The organism is Methylomonas sp. ZR1 (genome assembly GCF_013141865.1).
In the GTDB taxonomy this organism is placed as follows: domain Bacteria; phylum Pseudomonadota; class Gammaproteobacteria; order Methylococcales; family Methylomonadaceae; genus Methylomonas.
Window position 1 is genome coordinate 1 of record NZ_RCST01000001.1, and the last position, 17069, is coordinate 17069.

Consider the following 17069-nt stretch of genomic DNA (forward strand, 5'->3'; position numbering starts at 1 on the left):
GCCAAGCTCTTAAACCAAAAGCCCCGCTAGCCATAGCGGGGCTTTTTTTTACCCCCCAATCACCCCTACTGCTGCTCTCTTCTCTTTTGCGGATTTACTGTTACCAGACAACACCTCTATAGCTAAATTACAAAGTAGTTTTCTATAATTGCGTCAGAAGTGTTTTTAAAGATGCTAAATCGAAAGCGCCGATTTTGTGCATGATGATCACGCCCTGTTTGTCTATTAAAAACATCGTTGGGGTCAATTGCACATCACCAAAAGCATGTACAAGACTACCATCTATATCAAGAGCAACTGGATAAGGAAGCTGACGTTCTTTGGCTAAAGTTTGCACGCGGCTAGGCGGGTCGTATGGCATCGCCACAGCAATGATTTTCAGGCCTTGTTGATGCAATGCGATCAAATCCGGAATTTCCTCAAGACAGCTAGGGCAGTCGGTTGCCCAAAATGTTATCAAGACGGGCTTGCCTTTCAGCTCGGCAATTGCCAGTCGTTCGCCTGTCAATGTTGTAAAAACGGCGTTGGGGGCGAAACTTTTAGTGTAAGTCAGCCACCAGGCGATTGCGCCAAGTAAACAGATCACCGATAGGACGCCAAGCGCCGATTTTATTCTCATAAGTAATAGACTTTGGTTGTTTGTCGGGAACGCGCATTACGGCGATTATAGCAAAGCTGCTAAAATGCCGGTTTTATCCAATAATCCAGTCATGGCGATGAAAAAGATACTGATTTCAGACAAGCTTGCGGAAGACGGCATTAATTTCTTGAATGTCCAGGACGGTATACAGATACATATCCAAACCGGCTTAAATGAAGACGAGTTGTGTGAGATTATTCCGGAGTTCGAAGCCTTATTGATTCGCAGCGATACTCAGGTGACAGCTAAAGTTTTAAAAGCTGCGACTCGCCTGAAGATAGTCGGGCGCGCCGGCATAGGGGTCGATAATGTTGACTTAAATGCCGCGACTGAACAAGGCGTTATCGTAATGAATACGCCGGATGCCAATGCCACCACGACGGCGGAACTCGCTATCGCGCACATGTTTTCCTTGAGTCGCAATCTACCGTTTGCCAATCAATCGGTCAGAGAGGGTAAATGGGAGCGATCTAAGTTGATGGGCGCCGAAATTGCTCATAAAACGCTGGCAGTGCTGGGTTTTGGCACGATAGGCCGAATAGTCGCGCAACGCGGCAATGGTTTGGGAATGCGCGTGATCGCTTATGATCCGTTTGTAGCGCCGGATGTTTTTGCCATACATGGCGCGGAAATGGTCGACTTGGAGACCCTGGTTAAACAAGCCGACTATTTGACCCTACATTGTCCTTTATTGGAAAAAACCAAAAACATTATTGGCCGTGATCAATTGGTCATGATGAAAAAATCTGCAAGGTTGATTAATTGTGCCCGTGGCGGCTTGGTTGATGAATCGGCACTATACGACGCATTGAAAGAAGGTCGGATTGCCGGTGCGGCGCTGGATGTTTATGAGCAAGAACCTCCCAAGGATTCGCCGCTGCTAACATTGGACAATGTGGTATTTACGCCGCATTTGGGCGCTTCGACCAAAGAAGCGCAAGTGGCGGTGAGTGTCGAAATTGCCCGCCAGGCGGTTAAATATTTGCAAACCGGCGAAGCTGTTAATGCTTTGAATCTCCCTAGGTTGTCGGCAGAAGAGCTATCCAAGGCTCAACCATTTATGAACCTTGCTAATATTCTCGGTAAGGTTTTAGTAGGGTTGATCGATCAACCGATTCAAAAATTGGAAGTTGCGGTTTATGGAAAGGCTGCTGAGGTAAAAATTCGGCCGATTTCCGCAGAGGCGATGGTCGGTTTGTTGGGGGGGCAACTTTCCACGCCGGTTAACCGGGTTAATGTCGAGAATATTGCTAAACGCCAGGGGATTGCGTTGATTGAGTCGCAGACCGAGGAATCGGAAGGCTATCAGTCTCTAATCAAAATTACCGGGCACTGCGCCGATAAGTCGGTATCTCTGGCGGGAACGTTGTTAGGAAATCAACATCCACGCTTGGTCAGTATCAATCATTTCGAAATTGAAGTGGTGCCGGAAGGCGCGTTACTGATCACTCGCCACGATGATAAGCCGGGCGTGATTGCGGCGATTAGCTCGATCTTGGGCGTTGCCAATATCAATATTACCCGCATGCAAGTCAGTATCGCCGACGAACATCAATTGGCGATGATGGTCATCAGCATCTCTGATCCCTTAAATGAACAAGTATTGAAATCGGTTTGCGAGGTGCCTGCGGTGCACACAGCAAGGCAGATCGCGTTATGAGTTTTGAAGTTGTTTGTTTCGATTGCGACAGTACGCTGAGCCGGGTCGAAGGTATCGATGAATTGGCTAGGCGTAACGGTTTATTCGAACAGGTTGCGGCGTTAACCGATGCAGCTATGAACGGCGAATTGGCCCTTGAGGATGTCTACGCGAACCGGTTGGATTTGATCAAACCCGACCAAGCCGCGATAAACTGGTTGGCCGAGTTGTATATTGCCGAAATGGTTGACGGTGTCAGCGACACAATTAAAGCCCTGCAAGCCAATAATAAGCTAATCCACATCATCAGCGGCGGCTTGCGGCAGGCGATACTACCTTTGGCGGAGCAACTGGGCATACCGGAAGCGCATGTGCATGCGGTTGATGTGCTGTTTGACGAAGACGGTAATTACCAGGATTTTGCCCGACACTCGCCGTTGGCCGTCAGTGGCGGCAAAGCCCGGATTTGTCGCCGACTGAGGATGCATCATTCGTCCTTGGTCATGATAGGCGATGGCAAGACCGATCTGGAAGCTAAATTGGCCGGTGCCTATATGATCGGTTTCGGCGGTGTAGTCCGCAGGCCGTTGGTGGAAGAGCAAGCGGATAGCTACGTCTCGGATGCTTCGTTAGCGGCTATATTGCCGCTAGTATTGTAAGCAAGGGTCGATAAGCCGGCGGGACGATGGTAAAATTTCCAAATTTTTAGCAGATTCAGAGAGATAGAATGGCTGGGCATAGTAAGTGGGCTAACATCAAGCATCGCAAAGGCGCGCAGGACGCAAAACGCGGCAAGATTTTTACCAAACTGATTCGCGAGATTACCGTGGCCGCAAAAGGATCGGGTGGCGGTGATCCCGCCAATAATCCGAGTTTGCGTACCGCTATTGATAAAGCGCTTGGTGCTAACATGAAGCGCGATACCATCGACAACACCATCAAAAAGGCCATCGGCGCGGTCGATGGCGTGGTTTACGAAGAGGTGCGTTACGAAGGTTATGGTCCTGGCGGCACGGCGGTGATGGTGAATTGCTTGACCGATAATCGCAATCGTACCGTCGCCGATGTCAGGCACGCCTTCTCTAAGGCTGGCGGCAACTTGGGCACGGACGGTTCGGTGGCTTATATGTTTCGCAAGGTCGGTATTATCAGCTTCGCCAATGGTGTTGATGAAGACGCAGTGATGGAAGCCGCGATGGAAGCCGGGGCCGAGGATGTGGTCACCAACGACGATGGTTCTATCGATGTGTTTACCACCCCCGAAGACTATATGACCGTCAAGGAAGCTATGCTTGCTGCGGGCTTCGAGCCGGAAAACGCCGAAGTGACGATGCATGCCGACGTTAAGACTGAATTGGATAGCGAATCCGCCGAAAAAATGCTGAAGCTGATCGACCGTTTGGAAGATCTGGACGATGTGCAAGACGTTTACTCGAATGCTGACATCAGCGATGACATCATGACTGCGCTCGATGCCTAATCACACCGCAAAATTACTCGCACCAATACACTGTTGACCAGAATTTTAGGTATAGATCCCGGCTCGCGCATCACCGGATACGGTGTGGTGGAGTCGACATCGCGCGGTATTCGCTACGTAGCGAGCGGCTGCATTCGTATCAAATCCGACGAATTTCCCGAGCGCTTGAAGCAGATTTTTGATGGTGTTAGCCAGGTGATTGAGTTGTACCGTCCTGAGCAAATGGCCATAGAGCAAGTGTTTATGCACAAGAATGCCGATTCTGCCCTGAAGCTAGGGCAAGCGCGCGGCGCTGCGATTTGCGCCACCTTAAATCGAGATCTGCCGGTTTTCGAATATGCGGCTAGGCAAGTTAAACAGGCCTTGGTAGGCAAGGGCAATGCCGATAAGCAGCAAGTGCAGCATATGGTGAAAATTTTGTTGAGCATTCAAGGTGACATGCAGATCGATGCTAGCGATGCATTGGCGATTGGCCTGTGTCATAGCCACTATCAGGAGACCGCGATGCGTTTGCAGAAGGCGATTTCATGATCGGTTTTTTATGCGGTAAATTGATTTACAAAGCTCCTCCGCAACTGTTGTTGGACGTACACGGTGTCGGTTACGAAATCGAAGCGCCGATGAATACCTTTTACGACCTGCCGGCATTGGGTGAAGTAGTTAAGCTACATACGCATCTCGTGGTTCGCGAGGACGCGCATATCCTGTTCGGTTTTGCCACGGAAAGCGAACGCATGCTGTTCAGAACCCTGATCAAAGTCAATGGCGTCGGCCCCAAGCTGGCGTTGACTGTTCTGTCCGGGCAAAGTACCGAAGAATTCTATCGTTGCGTCCATGATAACGATGTAAAAGGTTTGGTGCGATTGCCGGGCGTCGGCCAAAAAACCGCCGAACGCTTGATTATCGAAATGCGTGGTCGTTTACCGGAACTAAACAAACTAACAGCAGCTAGTGATAGCCCAAGTTCACTTCCCGGTTCGGCAGCAAGTCCCAAGCAAGAAGCGATTAGCGCGTTGTGTGCTTTGGGTTATAAGCCAGCGGACGCGGCGCGGATGGTGCAAGCGGTTGCTGCGGAAGATAAAAGCTGCGAGGACATTATTCGTCTGGCGCTGCGCGGTGCGGTTAAATGATCGAAAGCGACAGATTGGTTACTGCGCACGGTAATAATGACGAAGAGCGAGTGGACCGAGCCATTCGCCCCAAGCGCTTGAAAGACTATGTCGGGCAAAAAGAACTCCGCGAGCAGATGGAAATCTTTATCCAGGCGGCGGTAACGCGCTCTGAAGCGTTGGATCATGTGTTGATTTTCGGCCCGCCGGGTTTGGGGAAAACCACGCTGGCCAACATCGTGGCTGCGGAGATGAATGTCAACATTCGTCAAACCTCGGGTCCGGTGCTGGATAAAGCCGGCGATTTGGCGGCTTTGCTGACCAATTTGCAAGCCCATGATGTGTTATTCATCGACGAAATCCATAGGCTCAGTCCCGCGGTGGAAGAGGTGCTGTATCCGGCTATGGAAGACTACCAAATTGATATTATAATAGGCGAAGGCCCGGCAGCCCGCTCGATTAAGCTGGATTTGCCGCCATTTACGCTGATAGGCGCGACGACCCGAGCCGGTTTGTTGACATCGCCTTTACGCGACCGTTTCGGTATCGTCCAACGCCTTGAGTTTTACACCGTTGAGGAACTGGCCAGTATCGTCAGTCGCTCCGCAAAACTATTGAATATCGGCATGGACGGCGGCGGTGCCGACGAGATCGCCTGCCGTTCGCGAGGCACGCCGCGCATCGCCAACCGACTCTTACGTAGAGTGCGCGATTTTGCCGAAGTCAAAGGCAACGGCACGGTGACTCGTGAGATTGCCAAACAAGCCTTGGATATGCTGAAAATAGACCAGCAAGGCTTTGATATGCTGGATCGGAAATTACTGACAGCCATGATAGAACATTTTCAAGGCGGTCCGGTTGGCCTGGATACGCTGGCTGCGGTAATCAGCGAGGAACGTGGCACGGTTGAAGACGTGTTGGAACCGTACTTACTGCAGCAGGGTTTTATCATGCGCACCCCCAGGGGGCGAGTGGTCACGCATAAAGCATACAGTCATTTTGGCCTGCCCGCGCCCAGGCAGCAAATCGGCAGCGATGACATCTTCGACAATTAATAATTCGTTAAGAGACGAATGAAAGAATTTAACTGGCCGGTACGAGTATATTACGAAGATACCGATGCGGGCGGCGTAGTGTTTTATGCGAATTATTTGAAGTTTTTTGAACGTGCCAGAACCGAAATGTTGCGTAGTGTGGGTTTTGAACAGGATAATCTTCTAGCCGAACAAAACCTGATTTTTGTAGTCCGTTCCGTGAAAGTAGACTATTTAAAACCCGCCCGCTTTAACGAACTTTTAGACGTTAGCGCAAAAGTTATTGAGTACAAAAAAACTAATTTTACCTTTGAACAAGCGATCACCCGGCAACAAGACACGTTATGTACGGGTGAAATCCGGATTGCCTGTCTTGATGCGCAAAGCATGAAGCCCAAACTTATTCCCTCTGCTATTTTGGAACATTTAAACTAATGAATACCGATTTATCCATCCTGACGCTGGTCAAAGAAGCCAGTATCGTCGTGCAGTTTGTTATGTTCATTCTGTTATCGGCATCGGTTGCGTCCTGGACCTTCATCTTCTCCAAACGGAAAGAATTGAAACAGGCCATAGCCATTACCGACGATTTCGAAGAGGAGTTTTGGTCTGGTGTCGGTTTGGCCGAGTTGTATAAAAAGATGTCCAGTGATCGGTTCGAGCCGGAAGGTATTGAAAAAATCTTTCTAGCCGGTTATCGCGAGTTTGCGCGGATGCGCCAGAAAGGCGATGTCGAACCCTCTGTCCAGGTCGAAAGTGCGCAACGGGCCATGCGTATCGAATTGTCCCGCGAGTTGGATAGGTTGGACGAGACTTTGCCGTTTTTGGCGACAGTCGGTTCGACCAGTCCGTATATCGGTTTGTTTGGCACTGTCTGGGGCATCATGAACTCGTTCCGCGCTTTGGGCGAAATTAAAAATGCTACCTTGGCGAATGTCGCTCCAGGTATTTCAGAAGCGTTAATTGCCACCGCGATTGGTTTGTTCGCGGCGATTCCAGCGGTAATTGCCTATAACCGCTTCTCCACGCGCTTGGATCGCTTGGCCGGCCGTTACGAGTTATTCGTCGACGAGTTCGTGGTATTACTGCAAAGACAGGCGCACAGCAAATGAATGTGGGCGGCAGCAATCGTAGATCGCGAAAAAAACGCGGAGTAATGGCCGAAATCAACGTCGTTCCCTATATTGACGTTACTTTTGTGCTGTTGATGATATTCATGATCACCGCGCCGCTGGTGCAAACCGGCGTCGATGTCGAGTTGCCGCAAGCCGAGGCTGAGTCTGTGGATTTACAAGATCAGGTGCCGGTGATCGTTTCGATCAAAAAGGACGGCAGTTTATACGTCGATATTGGCAATGGCGATGAAGAAGCCGATACGCCTGTCGATGTCGATACCGTTAAAACCAGAGTAGCGGCGGTATTCAGAAATAATCCCAAAGCCCAGCTCTACGTGCGTGGCGACCATGAAGTGGATTACGGCAGTATCGTCAAAGTGATGGTTGAGTTGAAGAAAACCGGCGCCCCAAAAGTGGGCTTGATGACCGCGCCGCCGCCAGACAGCAAATAAACACCACCATGAAAAGTTTTAAACCTTCGCTCGCGCAGGCGATAGCGCTGCATATTCTGATTGTGTTGTTGTTCAGTTTCAGTTTTCTCACCGAGACTGACGACGCGCAAATGTCGCCGCCCGCGGACATTATTGAAGCGACTGTATTGGACGGCGCGGAAATCGATGCGGAAGCCGAGCGCTTAAAACAGAACGAAACAAACAAGCAACAAGCCGAGAAACAGCATCAAGAGCAACTGGAAAACGCCAGAAAAGCCGAAGAGCAGTTGTTGCAGCAAGCTAAAAAGCAACGTGTGCTTGAAGAGCAAAAAATTCAGGAAGCCGCCGAAAAGCGCAAGCAGGAAGCATTAGAAGAAAAGAAGATGCAGGAACAGCTCGCTGCGAAGCGTAAGGAAGAGGAAAAAAAGTTAGAGGAGGCCAAGGAACGGCAAGCTCTCGAACAGAAAAAAGCCAAGGAAGCCGCGGAAAAGCAGAAACAGGCCGAACTGGACAAACAAAAGGAAGCAGCGGAAAAGCAGAAGCAAGCCGAACTGGAAAAACAGAAGGAGTTGGCGGAAAAACAAAGGGAAGTAGAGAAACAGAAGTTGCTGGAAAAGCAAAAACAACAGGAAATGGAGCGCGAAGCCAAGTTGAAGGAACAAAAACTGGCGGAAGCGGCGCGAGAGAAACAGCAGCAGGAAGCCGAAATCAAAAAGCTGGAGCAGGAAAAGAAGTTGCAGGAACAAAAAGCTCTGGAGCAGCAAAAAAAGCTGCAGGAGCAAAAGAACGAGGAAGCCAAGCGCCAAGAACAAGCAAAACAAGCGGAAGCCAAGGCCAAAGCGGAAAAGGAAAAGCAGTTAGCTGACGAAAAAGCTAAAGCCGAAAAAGAAAAACAGGCCGCGCTTAATGCGGAAAAAGCCAAGCAAGCTGCAGAAGCCGAGGCTAGGGCCAAAGCCGAAAAGGACAAACAACTCGCTGCCGAGAAAGCAGAGAAAGAACGCCAAGCCAAAATAGCGGCGGAAAAAGCCGAAAAAGAACGCATGGCTGCCGAAGCGGAAGCCAAGGCTAAGGCTGAGAAAGAACGTCAGGCCAAACTGGCTGCGGAAAAGGCAGAGAAGGCTGAGAAAGAAAGACTTGCGGCGGAAGCGGCGGCAAAAGCCAAAGCAGAACAAGAGCGCCAAGCTGCGATAGCGGCGGCTGAAAAAGCGGAGAAAGAACGGCAGGCTGTGGAAGCTGCCGCGGCGGCTGCGGCAAAAGCAGCTTCGGATAAGCAGGCTGTCGATTCTGCCAAGCAGATGATTGCGCGCAAAGTAGAAGGCGCTTGGACGCGGCCGATCAACGCAACGCAAGGCTTGCGATGCACAATTCAGGTAAAATTGTTGGCTAGTGGTGATGTGATGGACGCTGTGGTAATTGGTAGTAGCGGTGATCCGATTTTTGACCGTTCGGCGGAGAATGCAGTGAGAAAAGCCTCGCCTTTGCCGGTACCGCAAGATAGAAATTTATTTAATCAGGAATTTAGAGTTTTTACCTTCGTGTTTAAACCGGAATAATCAGTAAAACGGAAACGAGAGAATGATGTTAATCACAAGAATGTTAGTCGGCGGCATTTTGGCTGGGATGTTTACAGTGGCGCAGGCGGCCGGTTTAACCATAGAAATTACCAAAGGTTCGCAAACTGCGGTCCCTATCGCCATCGTGCCGTTTGCTCAACAAGGCTCTATCGGCAATGTTAAATTGTCCGATGTGATCAGTTCTGATTTGGGCGGCAGCGGTTTTTTCAAAACCTTGTCCGAAGACGATATGCTGACCAAACCCAGCGAACCCGAGCGGGTTAATTTCAAGGATTGGCAGGTACTAGGCCAAGACTATATGGCGATAGGCCAAGTGGTCGGTAATGGTGGCAGCTACAACATCCAGTTTCATTTGTTTAATGTGCATAACGGCCAGTTGTTGATGGGTTATCGTTTGACGGCCGGCGCTAACGAATTGCGTCGCGCGGCACATCACATCAGTGATCTGATTTACGAAAAACTGACCGGCCGCAAAGGCGCATTCAATACCCGGATTGCTTATGTCACCAGCGTTCGCCGCGGCAATGGCAAGCAGTTCATGCTGCAAGTGGCCGATGCCGATGGTTATAACCCCCGGACTATTGCCGAATCTCCGGAACCTATTATGGCGCCGGCTTGGTCACCGGACGGCAGCAAAATCGCTTATGTATCCTTCCACACCAAACGTTCGGAAATCTGGGTGCAGACTTTGGCGACGGGACAACGTGAAAGCGTTTCCTCTTATCCGGGCATCAACGGTGCGCCGGCTTTTTCACCGGACGGTAGTCGTCTGGCGGTTACGCTTTCTAAGGACGGCAGTCCCGATATTTACGTTTTGAACTTGGGTAGCCGCTCTTTGACGCGCTTGACCAACAGTTTATCTATCGATACCGAGCCGACCTGGTCGCCGGATGGCAGCTCTATCTTGTTTACGTCTGATCAAGGCGGCAAACCGCAGCTTTATTTGATGCCAGCTTCGGGGGGTAAAGCTAGCCGGGTTACATTCCAAGGCGACTATAACGCCAGAGGCCGTTTTTCCGCTGACGGCAGAAGTCTGGCGATGGTAACGGGTAGTGGCGGTGGCTATAAGATTGCGGTTATGGACATGGCCTCGCGCACTGTGAACGTGCTGACCGAGGGTAATCTTGACGAATCGCCCAGTTTTGCGCCTAATGGCAGCATGGTCTTGTTTGCCGCGAATCGCGGCGGGCGCTCGGCCTTATCGGTGGTGTCTACCGATGGCGCGATGCAACAGAAATTGGCCTTCGAGAGTGGCGAGGTCCGTGAACCGGCCTGGGCACCTTGATTGCAAGCGCGATAGCCCTCACACTATCGTCACCTGAGTTTTACTTAATATTTGGAGAAAATTGATGAGATTTAACAAAACCTATTTGGCTTTGGCCATGACTGCGATTTTGGTAACAACAGGCTGTAGCTCAACCGAAGAAGAAGGTTTGGCCGATTCTACCCAAGGTACCGATGCATCTACCAGCGGTTACAATGACGGTTCCATGTCCGGCAGCCAATTCGGTTCAGGCAATGGCAGCAGCTTTGGCTCCGGTTCCGGCGCGAACCTGGGTCCTGAGTTCAGCGATCCTAACAATCCGTTGTCCAAACAAGTGATTTATTTTGAATTGGATAGCAGCCAAGTCAAACAAGACTACGTACCTGTTGTTGCGGCGCATGCCCGTTATTTGGCTTCACACCCAAACCAGCACGTGATTCTATCCGGTCATGCCGACGAGCGTGGTTCCAGCGAATACAACATCGCACTGGGCGAGCAACGGGCCAAATCGGTGGAAAGAATGATGCGCTCGCAAGGCGTTACTGCCGGCCAATTGGAAGTGGTGAGCTACGGTGAAGAAAAGCCCGCTGTTTCCGGTCATGACGAGTCGGCGTGGCAACAAAATCGCCGCGTGGAAGTTGGCTATCAATGAGTAAGCGTGCGCTTCTGATACTGAGTCTCGGTTTTGGCTTAACTGCCGGAGCTGATGCTGCGCCTAACGGTGCGGGTTACCCGGCTGGGAATGCTTATGCACAGCCGGCCGCCACTGACAATGCTATTTTTGAAGTGTTGGGTAGATTGGAGCAGTTACAGTCGGAAGTGCAGCAATTGCGCGGCATGGTCGAGGAGCAATCCCAGACCATCGCCGATTTGCAAAGAAAACAAAGCAATATGTACTCCGATCTGGATGATCGGATGCAGGCGCTTACCGCGGGCGGGCAAACGCCGCCGAGTCAAACGCCTGCGCCAATTCCTGCAGATACTGCTGCGGCTGGACAATCGCCGGTTACAGCGGCTCAACCCGCTACGCCAGCGGCCCCGGTCGCACCAGCTCCGGCGCCAGTTGCAGCTGCGACACCAGCTCCGGTTGCGTCGGTAGTGGACAATAAGCCGACCGCGACGGCGGCACAAGGCAACGAAAAGGAAAGGTATCAATCGGCTTACGACACTTTGCGTAACGGCCACAATGCTCAAGCCATCAAAATGTTTCAGGATTTGCTGAAAGATTTTCCGGCCGGCGAGTTTGCCGACAATTCTCAGTATTGGTTGGCGGAGGCGTATAAGATCAATCGGGAATTCGATGCGGCGCGAGGCGCGTTCAATAAGGTGGTCAGCCAATATCCCAATAGTTCTAAAGTGCCGGATGCCTTGCTGAAATTGGGTTATATCGAATTCGATCTGCAAAACGCCGCAAAAGCTCGCGATTATCTGACGCGGGTGACGACCAGCTATCCAGGCACCACTGCCGCTCATTTGGCGGAAAAAAAGCTGGCGCAAATGCCGCAATAAATTGGCGTTGGGATGGAGCAAACGCTACGTATTACCGAAATATTCTATTCACTACAGGGTGAAGCGAATACGGTGGGGTTACCCACCGTATTTATTCGCTTGACCGGCTGTCCCTTGCGCTGTTCCTATTGCGATACCGCATATGCGTTTACTGGCGGCGAGAAACTCAGCATCGATGACATTCTCTTGCAAGTTAGCCGTTACAACACCCGCTATGTCACGGTAACCGGCGGCGAACCTTTAGCACAACCGGGCTGCAATCCTTTAATGGTTAGACTGCTCGATACTGGTTACCAGGTTTCGCTGGAAACCAGCGGTGCCTTGGATGTATCGATGGTTGATAGTCGGGTCAGTAAAGTCATGGATCTGAAGACGCCGAGTTCCGGAGAGCTTGAGCGCAATCGCTATGACAATATCCAGTATTTAACGTCCCACGATCAAGTCAAATTCGTGATTGCCGATGCTGCCGATTACCAATGGGCCAAGCAGCAACTTGAGTTGTATCGCTTAGTTGAACATTGCCAAGTACTGTTCTCGCCGGTGATGGATGTGATGTCGCCGACCGAGCTGGCTGAGCGTATTTTGGCCGACCAACTGCAGGTTCGGTTTCAAATTCAATTACATAAATTTCTTTGGAACGACGCGCGTGGAAAATAACAGCAGTTCCAGGCCGGCAATTATTTTATTGTCCGGTGGCCTGGATTCTATAACGGTCCTGGCACTTGCCAAACAACAAGGGTTTACTTGCTACGCTCTGAGTTTCGATTATGGCCAGCGCCATAATGCCGAATTGGAAGCGTCGAGGAGGATTGCCAAGCATTACCAGGTCGCCGACCATAAGATTATCAATCTCGGCTTGAGCGCAATAGGCGGTTCCGCGTTGACAGACGCTCGGATCGATGTGCCGACTTCACCGCAAGCCGGTATTCCAGTAACGTATGTGCCGGCCAGAAATACTATATTTCTGGCGTTTGCTCTGGGTTGGGCGGAAGTGGTGAACGCTCACGACGTATTCATCGGCGTGAATGCCGTCGATTATTCCGGTTACCCCGATTGTCGGCCAGAATTTATCAAAGCTTTTCAAGATATGGCCAACCTGGGCACCAAAGCCGGGGTGGAGGGCCATAAAATTCAAATTCATACGCCGCTGATAGCACTGAGTAAAGCCGAAATTATTCGACAAGGTCTGGCGCTTGGCGTCGATTATGCCGATACCGTTTCCTGTTATTCAGCGGATATCAAAGGCAGAGCCTGCGGTGTGTGCGATGCCTGCAGATTGCGCGCGGCCGGTTTCCAAAATCTGGGTGTGACCGATCCAACTCATTATCGACCTAAATAACCGGGGTTGACGCGCATTTATTGGAAACTCAAATAGCACGGGGATTTATTTGTCGGCTAAGCTATAAATAAATTTATCGTCGATCTGAGGGTCTTTCAGTATGCAAGTCAATCAAACCAAGTCCCAATTTGTCGCCGTGGCTTCCATAGCCGCCGAATTGAGCGCGGTGATGGAAGTGGCCAAGGAAATTTCTCTCGCGGCAGCCAATGCCAAAGCGATTGCTTTCCGCGCCGGTGAAAAGGCCAAGGGCTTCCAACCCATCACGGACTTCATAAACGAATTGGCTAAGGATACGATCGAATTGGTCAATAACATCAACGAATACGCATTCCATCTTTATCGTCTGACAGTCAATGAACAGCGCATGACCGAAGCATGCAGACGCTTCGAGAAAGTGGGGCAGTTGGCTGTCGGAGCCAGATATGCCGACTCCTTAGCCACCCCATTGCAGGAAGTCAGGTTAAGAACGCAGATTTGTCATCGAGAGTTTATTATCCAGGTTTCGGAATTACTGATTAAGTTGGCGGATGTGATGCATCCGGCCAGGGCGGCGCGGGTGATTGCTGCCAACTCCCGGATAGAAGCGTCGCAAGCGGGAGAGTATCTGCAAAGTCTGCAAGCGGTCGCTGAAAGCGTCGATAACGCCGCGCAAATAATCAACGACAAAGTACATAAATGCCGGAGTGCATTGACGATTATAAACGTCGCCGAATAGCGCACCCATCAAACCCAGTATGGCCAAGAGGTACAGTTAGCATGAGAATGACCAAAATTTATGAGGGCGCTTATCAATGGATAATGTTTGGCCGCGACGCACACAAGCCCGAGAAAATTATTGATACCAACCAATATATGGTAAGGACGGCCAATCGCTGCCTTTTGATCGATCCCGGCGGCATAGAGCTGTTTGCGCCAATGCTGGCGGCGGTATTACACCATGCGCCGGTCGAGGAAATTACTGATTTGTTCGCCTCGCATCAAGATCCGGACATCATTTCATCTTTGGGTTTATGGGATCAAGCGCTGCCCAATGCCAAGCTGCATGCCTCAGCATTATGGGAAGGTTTTTTAAGGCACTTCGGCTGCGAAACTATCGAATATGTACCGATTCCCGACCATGGCGGAGTCATCAATCTCGGTACTACCGAATTGCAGATTGTTCCCGCTCACTATCTGCATGCCTCCGCTAATTTCCATATTTATGATCCACACGCCAAAATCCTGATGTCCGGCGATGTCGGTGCAGCCTTGGAAGCGCCTGGAACGCCCGTCTTTGTGGACAACTTCGATATGCACGTCGATAAAATGCGTTTTTTCCATCAGCGTTGGATGCCCTCTAATCAAGCTAAGCGCGCCTGGATTGATCGGGTCAGGAAGTTGGATATCGACATACTGGCCCCGCAACATGGTCGGATGTTCAAAGGCGATGATGTGAAGCGTTTTCTGGATTGGTTCGAGGCCCTACAAGTGGGGATTGCCGTATAAAACAAGCATTTGCCGAAAATTGGGTTTATAATCCGGCCATTACGAGCCCCCGTCGCGAGACGGGGGTTTTTTGTTAGTGAGAGTAGTTGAGGTATCTCATCAAGCATGGCGCAAAAACTTTATATACAGACTAACGGCTGTCAAATGAACGAATACGATTCCGATAAGATGCGGGACGTATTGATCGCATCGCACGGCATGGAATTGACCGACATTCCGGAACAAGCCGATGTGCTGCTGCTAAACACTTGTTCGATCCGCGAAAAAGCTCAGGAAAAGGTATTTTCCGCCGTGGGGCGCTGGAAAAAAATCAAAGATAAACGTCCCGGTGTGATTATTGGTGTTGGTGGCTGCGTAGCCAGCCAGGAAGGTGCGGCCCTGCAAAAGCGCGCGCCGTATGTAGACATTGTGTTTGGTCCGCAAACCCTGCACCGCTTGCCTGAGTTGTTAAATCAAGCGCGTAGCGGCGGTAAACATGTCGTAGATATTTCTTTCCCCGAAATCGAAAAATTCGATAATTTACCGGAACCGCGTGCGGAAGGGCCCAAGGCTTACGTATCGGTGATGGAAGGTTGCAGTAAGTACTGTACCTATTGCGTAGTGCCTTACACCCGCGGAGAAGAAGTCAGCCGGCCGCTGAACGATGTAATTGCCGAAATCGAAACGCTGGCTAGACAAGGTGTGCGCGAGATCAATCTGCTTGGTCAAAACGTTAATGCTTATCGCGGCGCGATGGAAGACGGCGATGTGGCTAGCTTTGCGCTGTTGTTGCATTGCGTTGCCGCGGTCGATGGTATAGACCGAATTCGTTTCACGACATCGCATCCTTTAGAATTCACTGACGATATTATCGAAGCGTTTGCCGAAATTCCGCAGCTGGTCAATCATTTGCATTTGCCCGTGCAGAGCGGCAGCAACCGCATTTTGGCGGAAATGAAGCGCGGCCATAGGCGCGAAGATTATCTGGAAATCATGCGCAAGATGAAAGCGGTGCGGCCAGGCATCAGTTTGTCGTCGGATTTTATCGTCGGCTTTCCCGGCGAAACCGAAGAAGATTTTGAAGATACCATGGCCTTGATCGAGGAAGTCGGTTACGACCTGTCTTACAGTTTTATCTTCAGTGCCAGACCCGGTACGCCGGCAGCCAACTTTGCCGACGATGTCAGCATGGCCGTTAAGGAACAACGCTTGAAACGCTTGAAAGACCGCCTGAACGAAATGTTCATGGCTATTTCGGAGTCGATGATCGGTAGCGTGCAAAGTGTGTTGGTGGAGGGCATCTCCAAGAAAAACCCGTTGCATCTCACCGGGCGGACCGAAAATAACCGTGCCGTCAATTTCGCCGGACACCCGCGCCTGATCGGGCAATTTGTCGACGTGTATATTGCCGAAGCCTTGCCCAATTCGTTACGGGGTCGCCTGGTGGAATCGTCCATCGAAAAAATCAAGCAGACCGCCTAGTGTTGACCGCCGGCCATTTTTCTCAAGAAATTACCCTGTTACCCGCCGATGCGCAACGCCTGTCCAATTTTTGCGGACAGTTGGATGCGCATATCCGCCAAATCGAGCAACGCTTACAGGTGGAGATCGCCAATCGCAGCAATCATTTCAAGGTCACGGGTGTCGATGCCGCAGTGAAAGCAGCTTGCGCGGTGATTCAGAAACTATTCGAATTGACCGAGCGGGAAGAAATCACCCCGGAGCAAGTGCATTTGAGTTTGCAGGATGCCAGTATCGATCAGTTACTACAGGCTATGCCGAGCGTGAAATCGGAGCCGGTGGCGATTAAAACCAAGCGCGGTGTAATCAAGGGTCGCGGTTTTAATCAGCAGGACTATTTGCGCAAGATCATTTCGCACGACATTAATTTCGGTGTCGGTCCCGCGGGTACCGGTAAAACCTATCTGGCGGTCGCGTGTGCGGTTGATGCGTTGCAAAACGAGACCGTGCGGCGGATTATTTTGGTACGGCCGGCGGTGGAAGCGGGCGAGAAGTTAGGTTTCCTCCCTGGCGATATGGCGCAGAAAGTCGACCCCTATTTGCGGCCCTTGTACGATGCGCTATACGACATGTTGGGCTTCGAGCGCGTCGAAAAATTGCTGGAAAAAAATGTCATCGAAGTGGCGCCCTTAGCCTTCATGCGCGGTAGAACCTTGAACGACTCGTTTATTATTCTGGATGAGGCGCAAAACACGACGGTGGAACAAATCAAGATGTTTCTGACCCGGATCGGTTTCGGTTCCACCGCCGTCATTACCGGCGATGTTACGCAAATCGATTTGCCTAACGAAAAAATGTCCGGTCTGAAACATGTGTTGAAAGTGCTGAAGGATGTGGACGGTATCAGCTTTACCTTTTTCGGGGTGCGCGATGTGGTCCGACATCCGTTGGTGCAGCGCATCGTCGCCGCTTACGAGCTCTACGAAAAAGAGCACATGCCCTCGGCGTAG

Annotated in this window: 20 protein-coding genes; 19 read left to right on the forward strand and 1 reads right to left on the reverse strand. The window is 50.9% G+C overall.

From position 1 onward, the window contains the following. Positions 1 to 142 precede the first annotated feature (142 nt). Positions 143 to 619, reverse strand: a complete 477-nt coding sequence (locus DDY07_RS00005) for a TlpA disulfide reductase family protein (RefSeq protein WP_171694303.1) — start codon at positions 617 to 619, stop codon at positions 143 to 145. A gap of 97 nt (positions 620 to 716) precedes the next feature. Between DDY07_RS00005 and serA the strand changes: the two genes are divergently transcribed. The 19 genes from serA to DDY07_RS00100 all read left to right on the forward strand — a co-directional run bounded on the left by serA (position 717) and on the right by DDY07_RS00100 (position 17069). Beyond that, a complete protein-coding gene (gene serA, locus DDY07_RS00010) occupies positions 717 to 2300 on the forward strand; it encodes a phosphoglycerate dehydrogenase (RefSeq protein ID WP_171697655.1) in 1584 nt (527 codons plus the stop codon). Beyond that, positions 2297 to 2938, forward strand: a complete 642-nt coding sequence (locus DDY07_RS00015) for an HAD-IB family phosphatase (protein WP_171694304.1) — start codon at positions 2297 to 2299, stop codon at positions 2936 to 2938. The genes serA and DDY07_RS00015 overlap by 4 nt, the downstream gene beginning before the upstream one ends. 68 nt (positions 2939 to 3006) lie before the next feature. Beyond that, positions 3007 to 3759: a YebC/PmpR family DNA-binding transcriptional regulator gene (locus tag DDY07_RS00020; protein WP_171694305.1), complete on the forward strand. Its 753-nt coding sequence runs from the start codon at positions 3007 to 3009 to the stop codon at positions 3757 to 3759. Positions 3760 to 3792: 33 nt separating this feature from the next. Continuing rightward, a complete protein-coding gene (gene ruvC, locus DDY07_RS00025) occupies positions 3793 to 4290 on the forward strand; it encodes a crossover junction endodeoxyribonuclease RuvC (protein ID WP_033158328.1) in 498 nt (165 codons plus the stop codon). Then, positions 4287 to 4889, forward strand: a complete 603-nt coding sequence (gene ruvA / locus DDY07_RS00030; protein WP_171694306.1) for a Holliday junction branch migration protein RuvA — start codon at positions 4287 to 4289, stop codon at positions 4887 to 4889. Before ruvC ends, ruvA begins: the two co-directional genes overlap by 4 nt. Then, on the forward strand, positions 4886 to 5923 hold the full coding sequence (gene ruvB / locus DDY07_RS00035; RefSeq protein ID WP_171694307.1) for a Holliday junction branch migration DNA helicase RuvB: 1038 nt from the start codon (positions 4886 to 4888) through the stop codon (positions 5921 to 5923). Before ruvA ends, ruvB begins: the two co-directional genes overlap by 4 nt. A gap of 18 nt (positions 5924 to 5941) precedes the next feature. Then, complete coding sequence (ybgC, locus tag DDY07_RS00040) at positions 5942 to 6337, forward strand: tol-pal system-associated acyl-CoA thioesterase (RefSeq protein WP_033158331.1); 396 nt, start codon at positions 5942 to 5944, stop codon at positions 6335 to 6337. After that, complete coding sequence (gene tolQ / locus DDY07_RS00045; protein WP_020483188.1) at positions 6337 to 7014, forward strand: protein TolQ; 678 nt, start codon at positions 6337 to 6339, stop codon at positions 7012 to 7014. The genes ybgC and tolQ overlap by 1 nt, the downstream gene beginning before the upstream one ends. 44 nt (positions 7015 to 7058) lie before the next feature. After that, positions 7059 to 7469 carry a protein TolR gene (gene tolR, locus DDY07_RS00050; RefSeq protein ID WP_225587463.1) on the forward strand — a complete coding sequence of 137 codons (411 nt, stop codon included), beginning with the start codon at positions 7059 to 7061 and terminating at the stop codon, positions 7467 to 7469. Between the two features lie 8 nt (positions 7470 to 7477). After that, positions 7478 to 9001, forward strand: coding sequence for a cell envelope integrity protein TolA (gene tolA / locus DDY07_RS00055; RefSeq protein WP_171694308.1), 1524 nt, complete (start codon positions 7478 to 7480; stop codon positions 8999 to 9001). Between the two features lie 40 nt (positions 9002 to 9041). After that, positions 9042 to 10307: a Tol-Pal system beta propeller repeat protein TolB gene (tolB, locus tag DDY07_RS00060; RefSeq protein WP_225893123.1), complete on the forward strand. Its 1266-nt coding sequence runs from the start codon at positions 9042 to 9044 to the stop codon at positions 10305 to 10307. Positions 10308 to 10371: 64 nt separating this feature from the next. Continuing rightward, positions 10372 to 10938: a peptidoglycan-associated lipoprotein Pal gene (pal, locus tag DDY07_RS00065; protein ID WP_033158334.1), complete on the forward strand. Its 567-nt coding sequence runs from the start codon at positions 10372 to 10374 to the stop codon at positions 10936 to 10938. Next, positions 10935 to 11795, forward strand: coding sequence for a tol-pal system protein YbgF (ybgF, locus tag DDY07_RS00070; RefSeq protein ID WP_033158335.1), 861 nt, complete (start codon positions 10935 to 10937; stop codon positions 11793 to 11795). Before pal ends, ybgF begins: the two co-directional genes overlap by 4 nt. A gap of 12 nt (positions 11796 to 11807) precedes the next feature. Further along, positions 11808 to 12452, forward strand: coding sequence for a 7-carboxy-7-deazaguanine synthase QueE (queE, locus tag DDY07_RS00075; protein ID WP_101054552.1), 645 nt, complete (start codon positions 11808 to 11810; stop codon positions 12450 to 12452). Then, the gene (gene queC, locus DDY07_RS00080; protein ID WP_171694309.1) at positions 12442 to 13134 is read left to right on the forward strand and encodes a 7-cyano-7-deazaguanine synthase QueC; all 693 of its coding nucleotides are present in this window, start codon (positions 12442 to 12444) and stop codon (positions 13132 to 13134) included. The genes queE and queC overlap by 11 nt, the downstream gene beginning before the upstream one ends. A gap of 100 nt (positions 13135 to 13234) precedes the next feature. Beyond that, complete coding sequence (locus DDY07_RS00085) at positions 13235 to 13849, forward strand: hypothetical protein (protein ID WP_033158338.1); 615 nt, start codon at positions 13235 to 13237, stop codon at positions 13847 to 13849. Between the two features lie 41 nt (positions 13850 to 13890). Next, entirely contained in the window at positions 13891 to 14619 is a 729-nt protein-coding gene (locus DDY07_RS00090) for an MBL fold metallo-hydrolase (RefSeq protein ID WP_171694310.1), read from the forward strand. Between the two features lie 105 nt (positions 14620 to 14724). Continuing rightward, on the forward strand, positions 14725 to 16080 hold the full coding sequence (miaB, locus tag DDY07_RS00095) for a tRNA (N6-isopentenyl adenosine(37)-C2)-methylthiotransferase MiaB (RefSeq protein ID WP_171694311.1): 1356 nt from the start codon (positions 14725 to 14727) through the stop codon (positions 16078 to 16080). Next, positions 16080 to 17069: a PhoH family protein gene (locus DDY07_RS00100; protein WP_171694312.1), complete on the forward strand. Its 990-nt coding sequence runs from the start codon at positions 16080 to 16082 to the stop codon at positions 17067 to 17069. Before miaB ends, DDY07_RS00100 begins: the two co-directional genes overlap by 1 nt.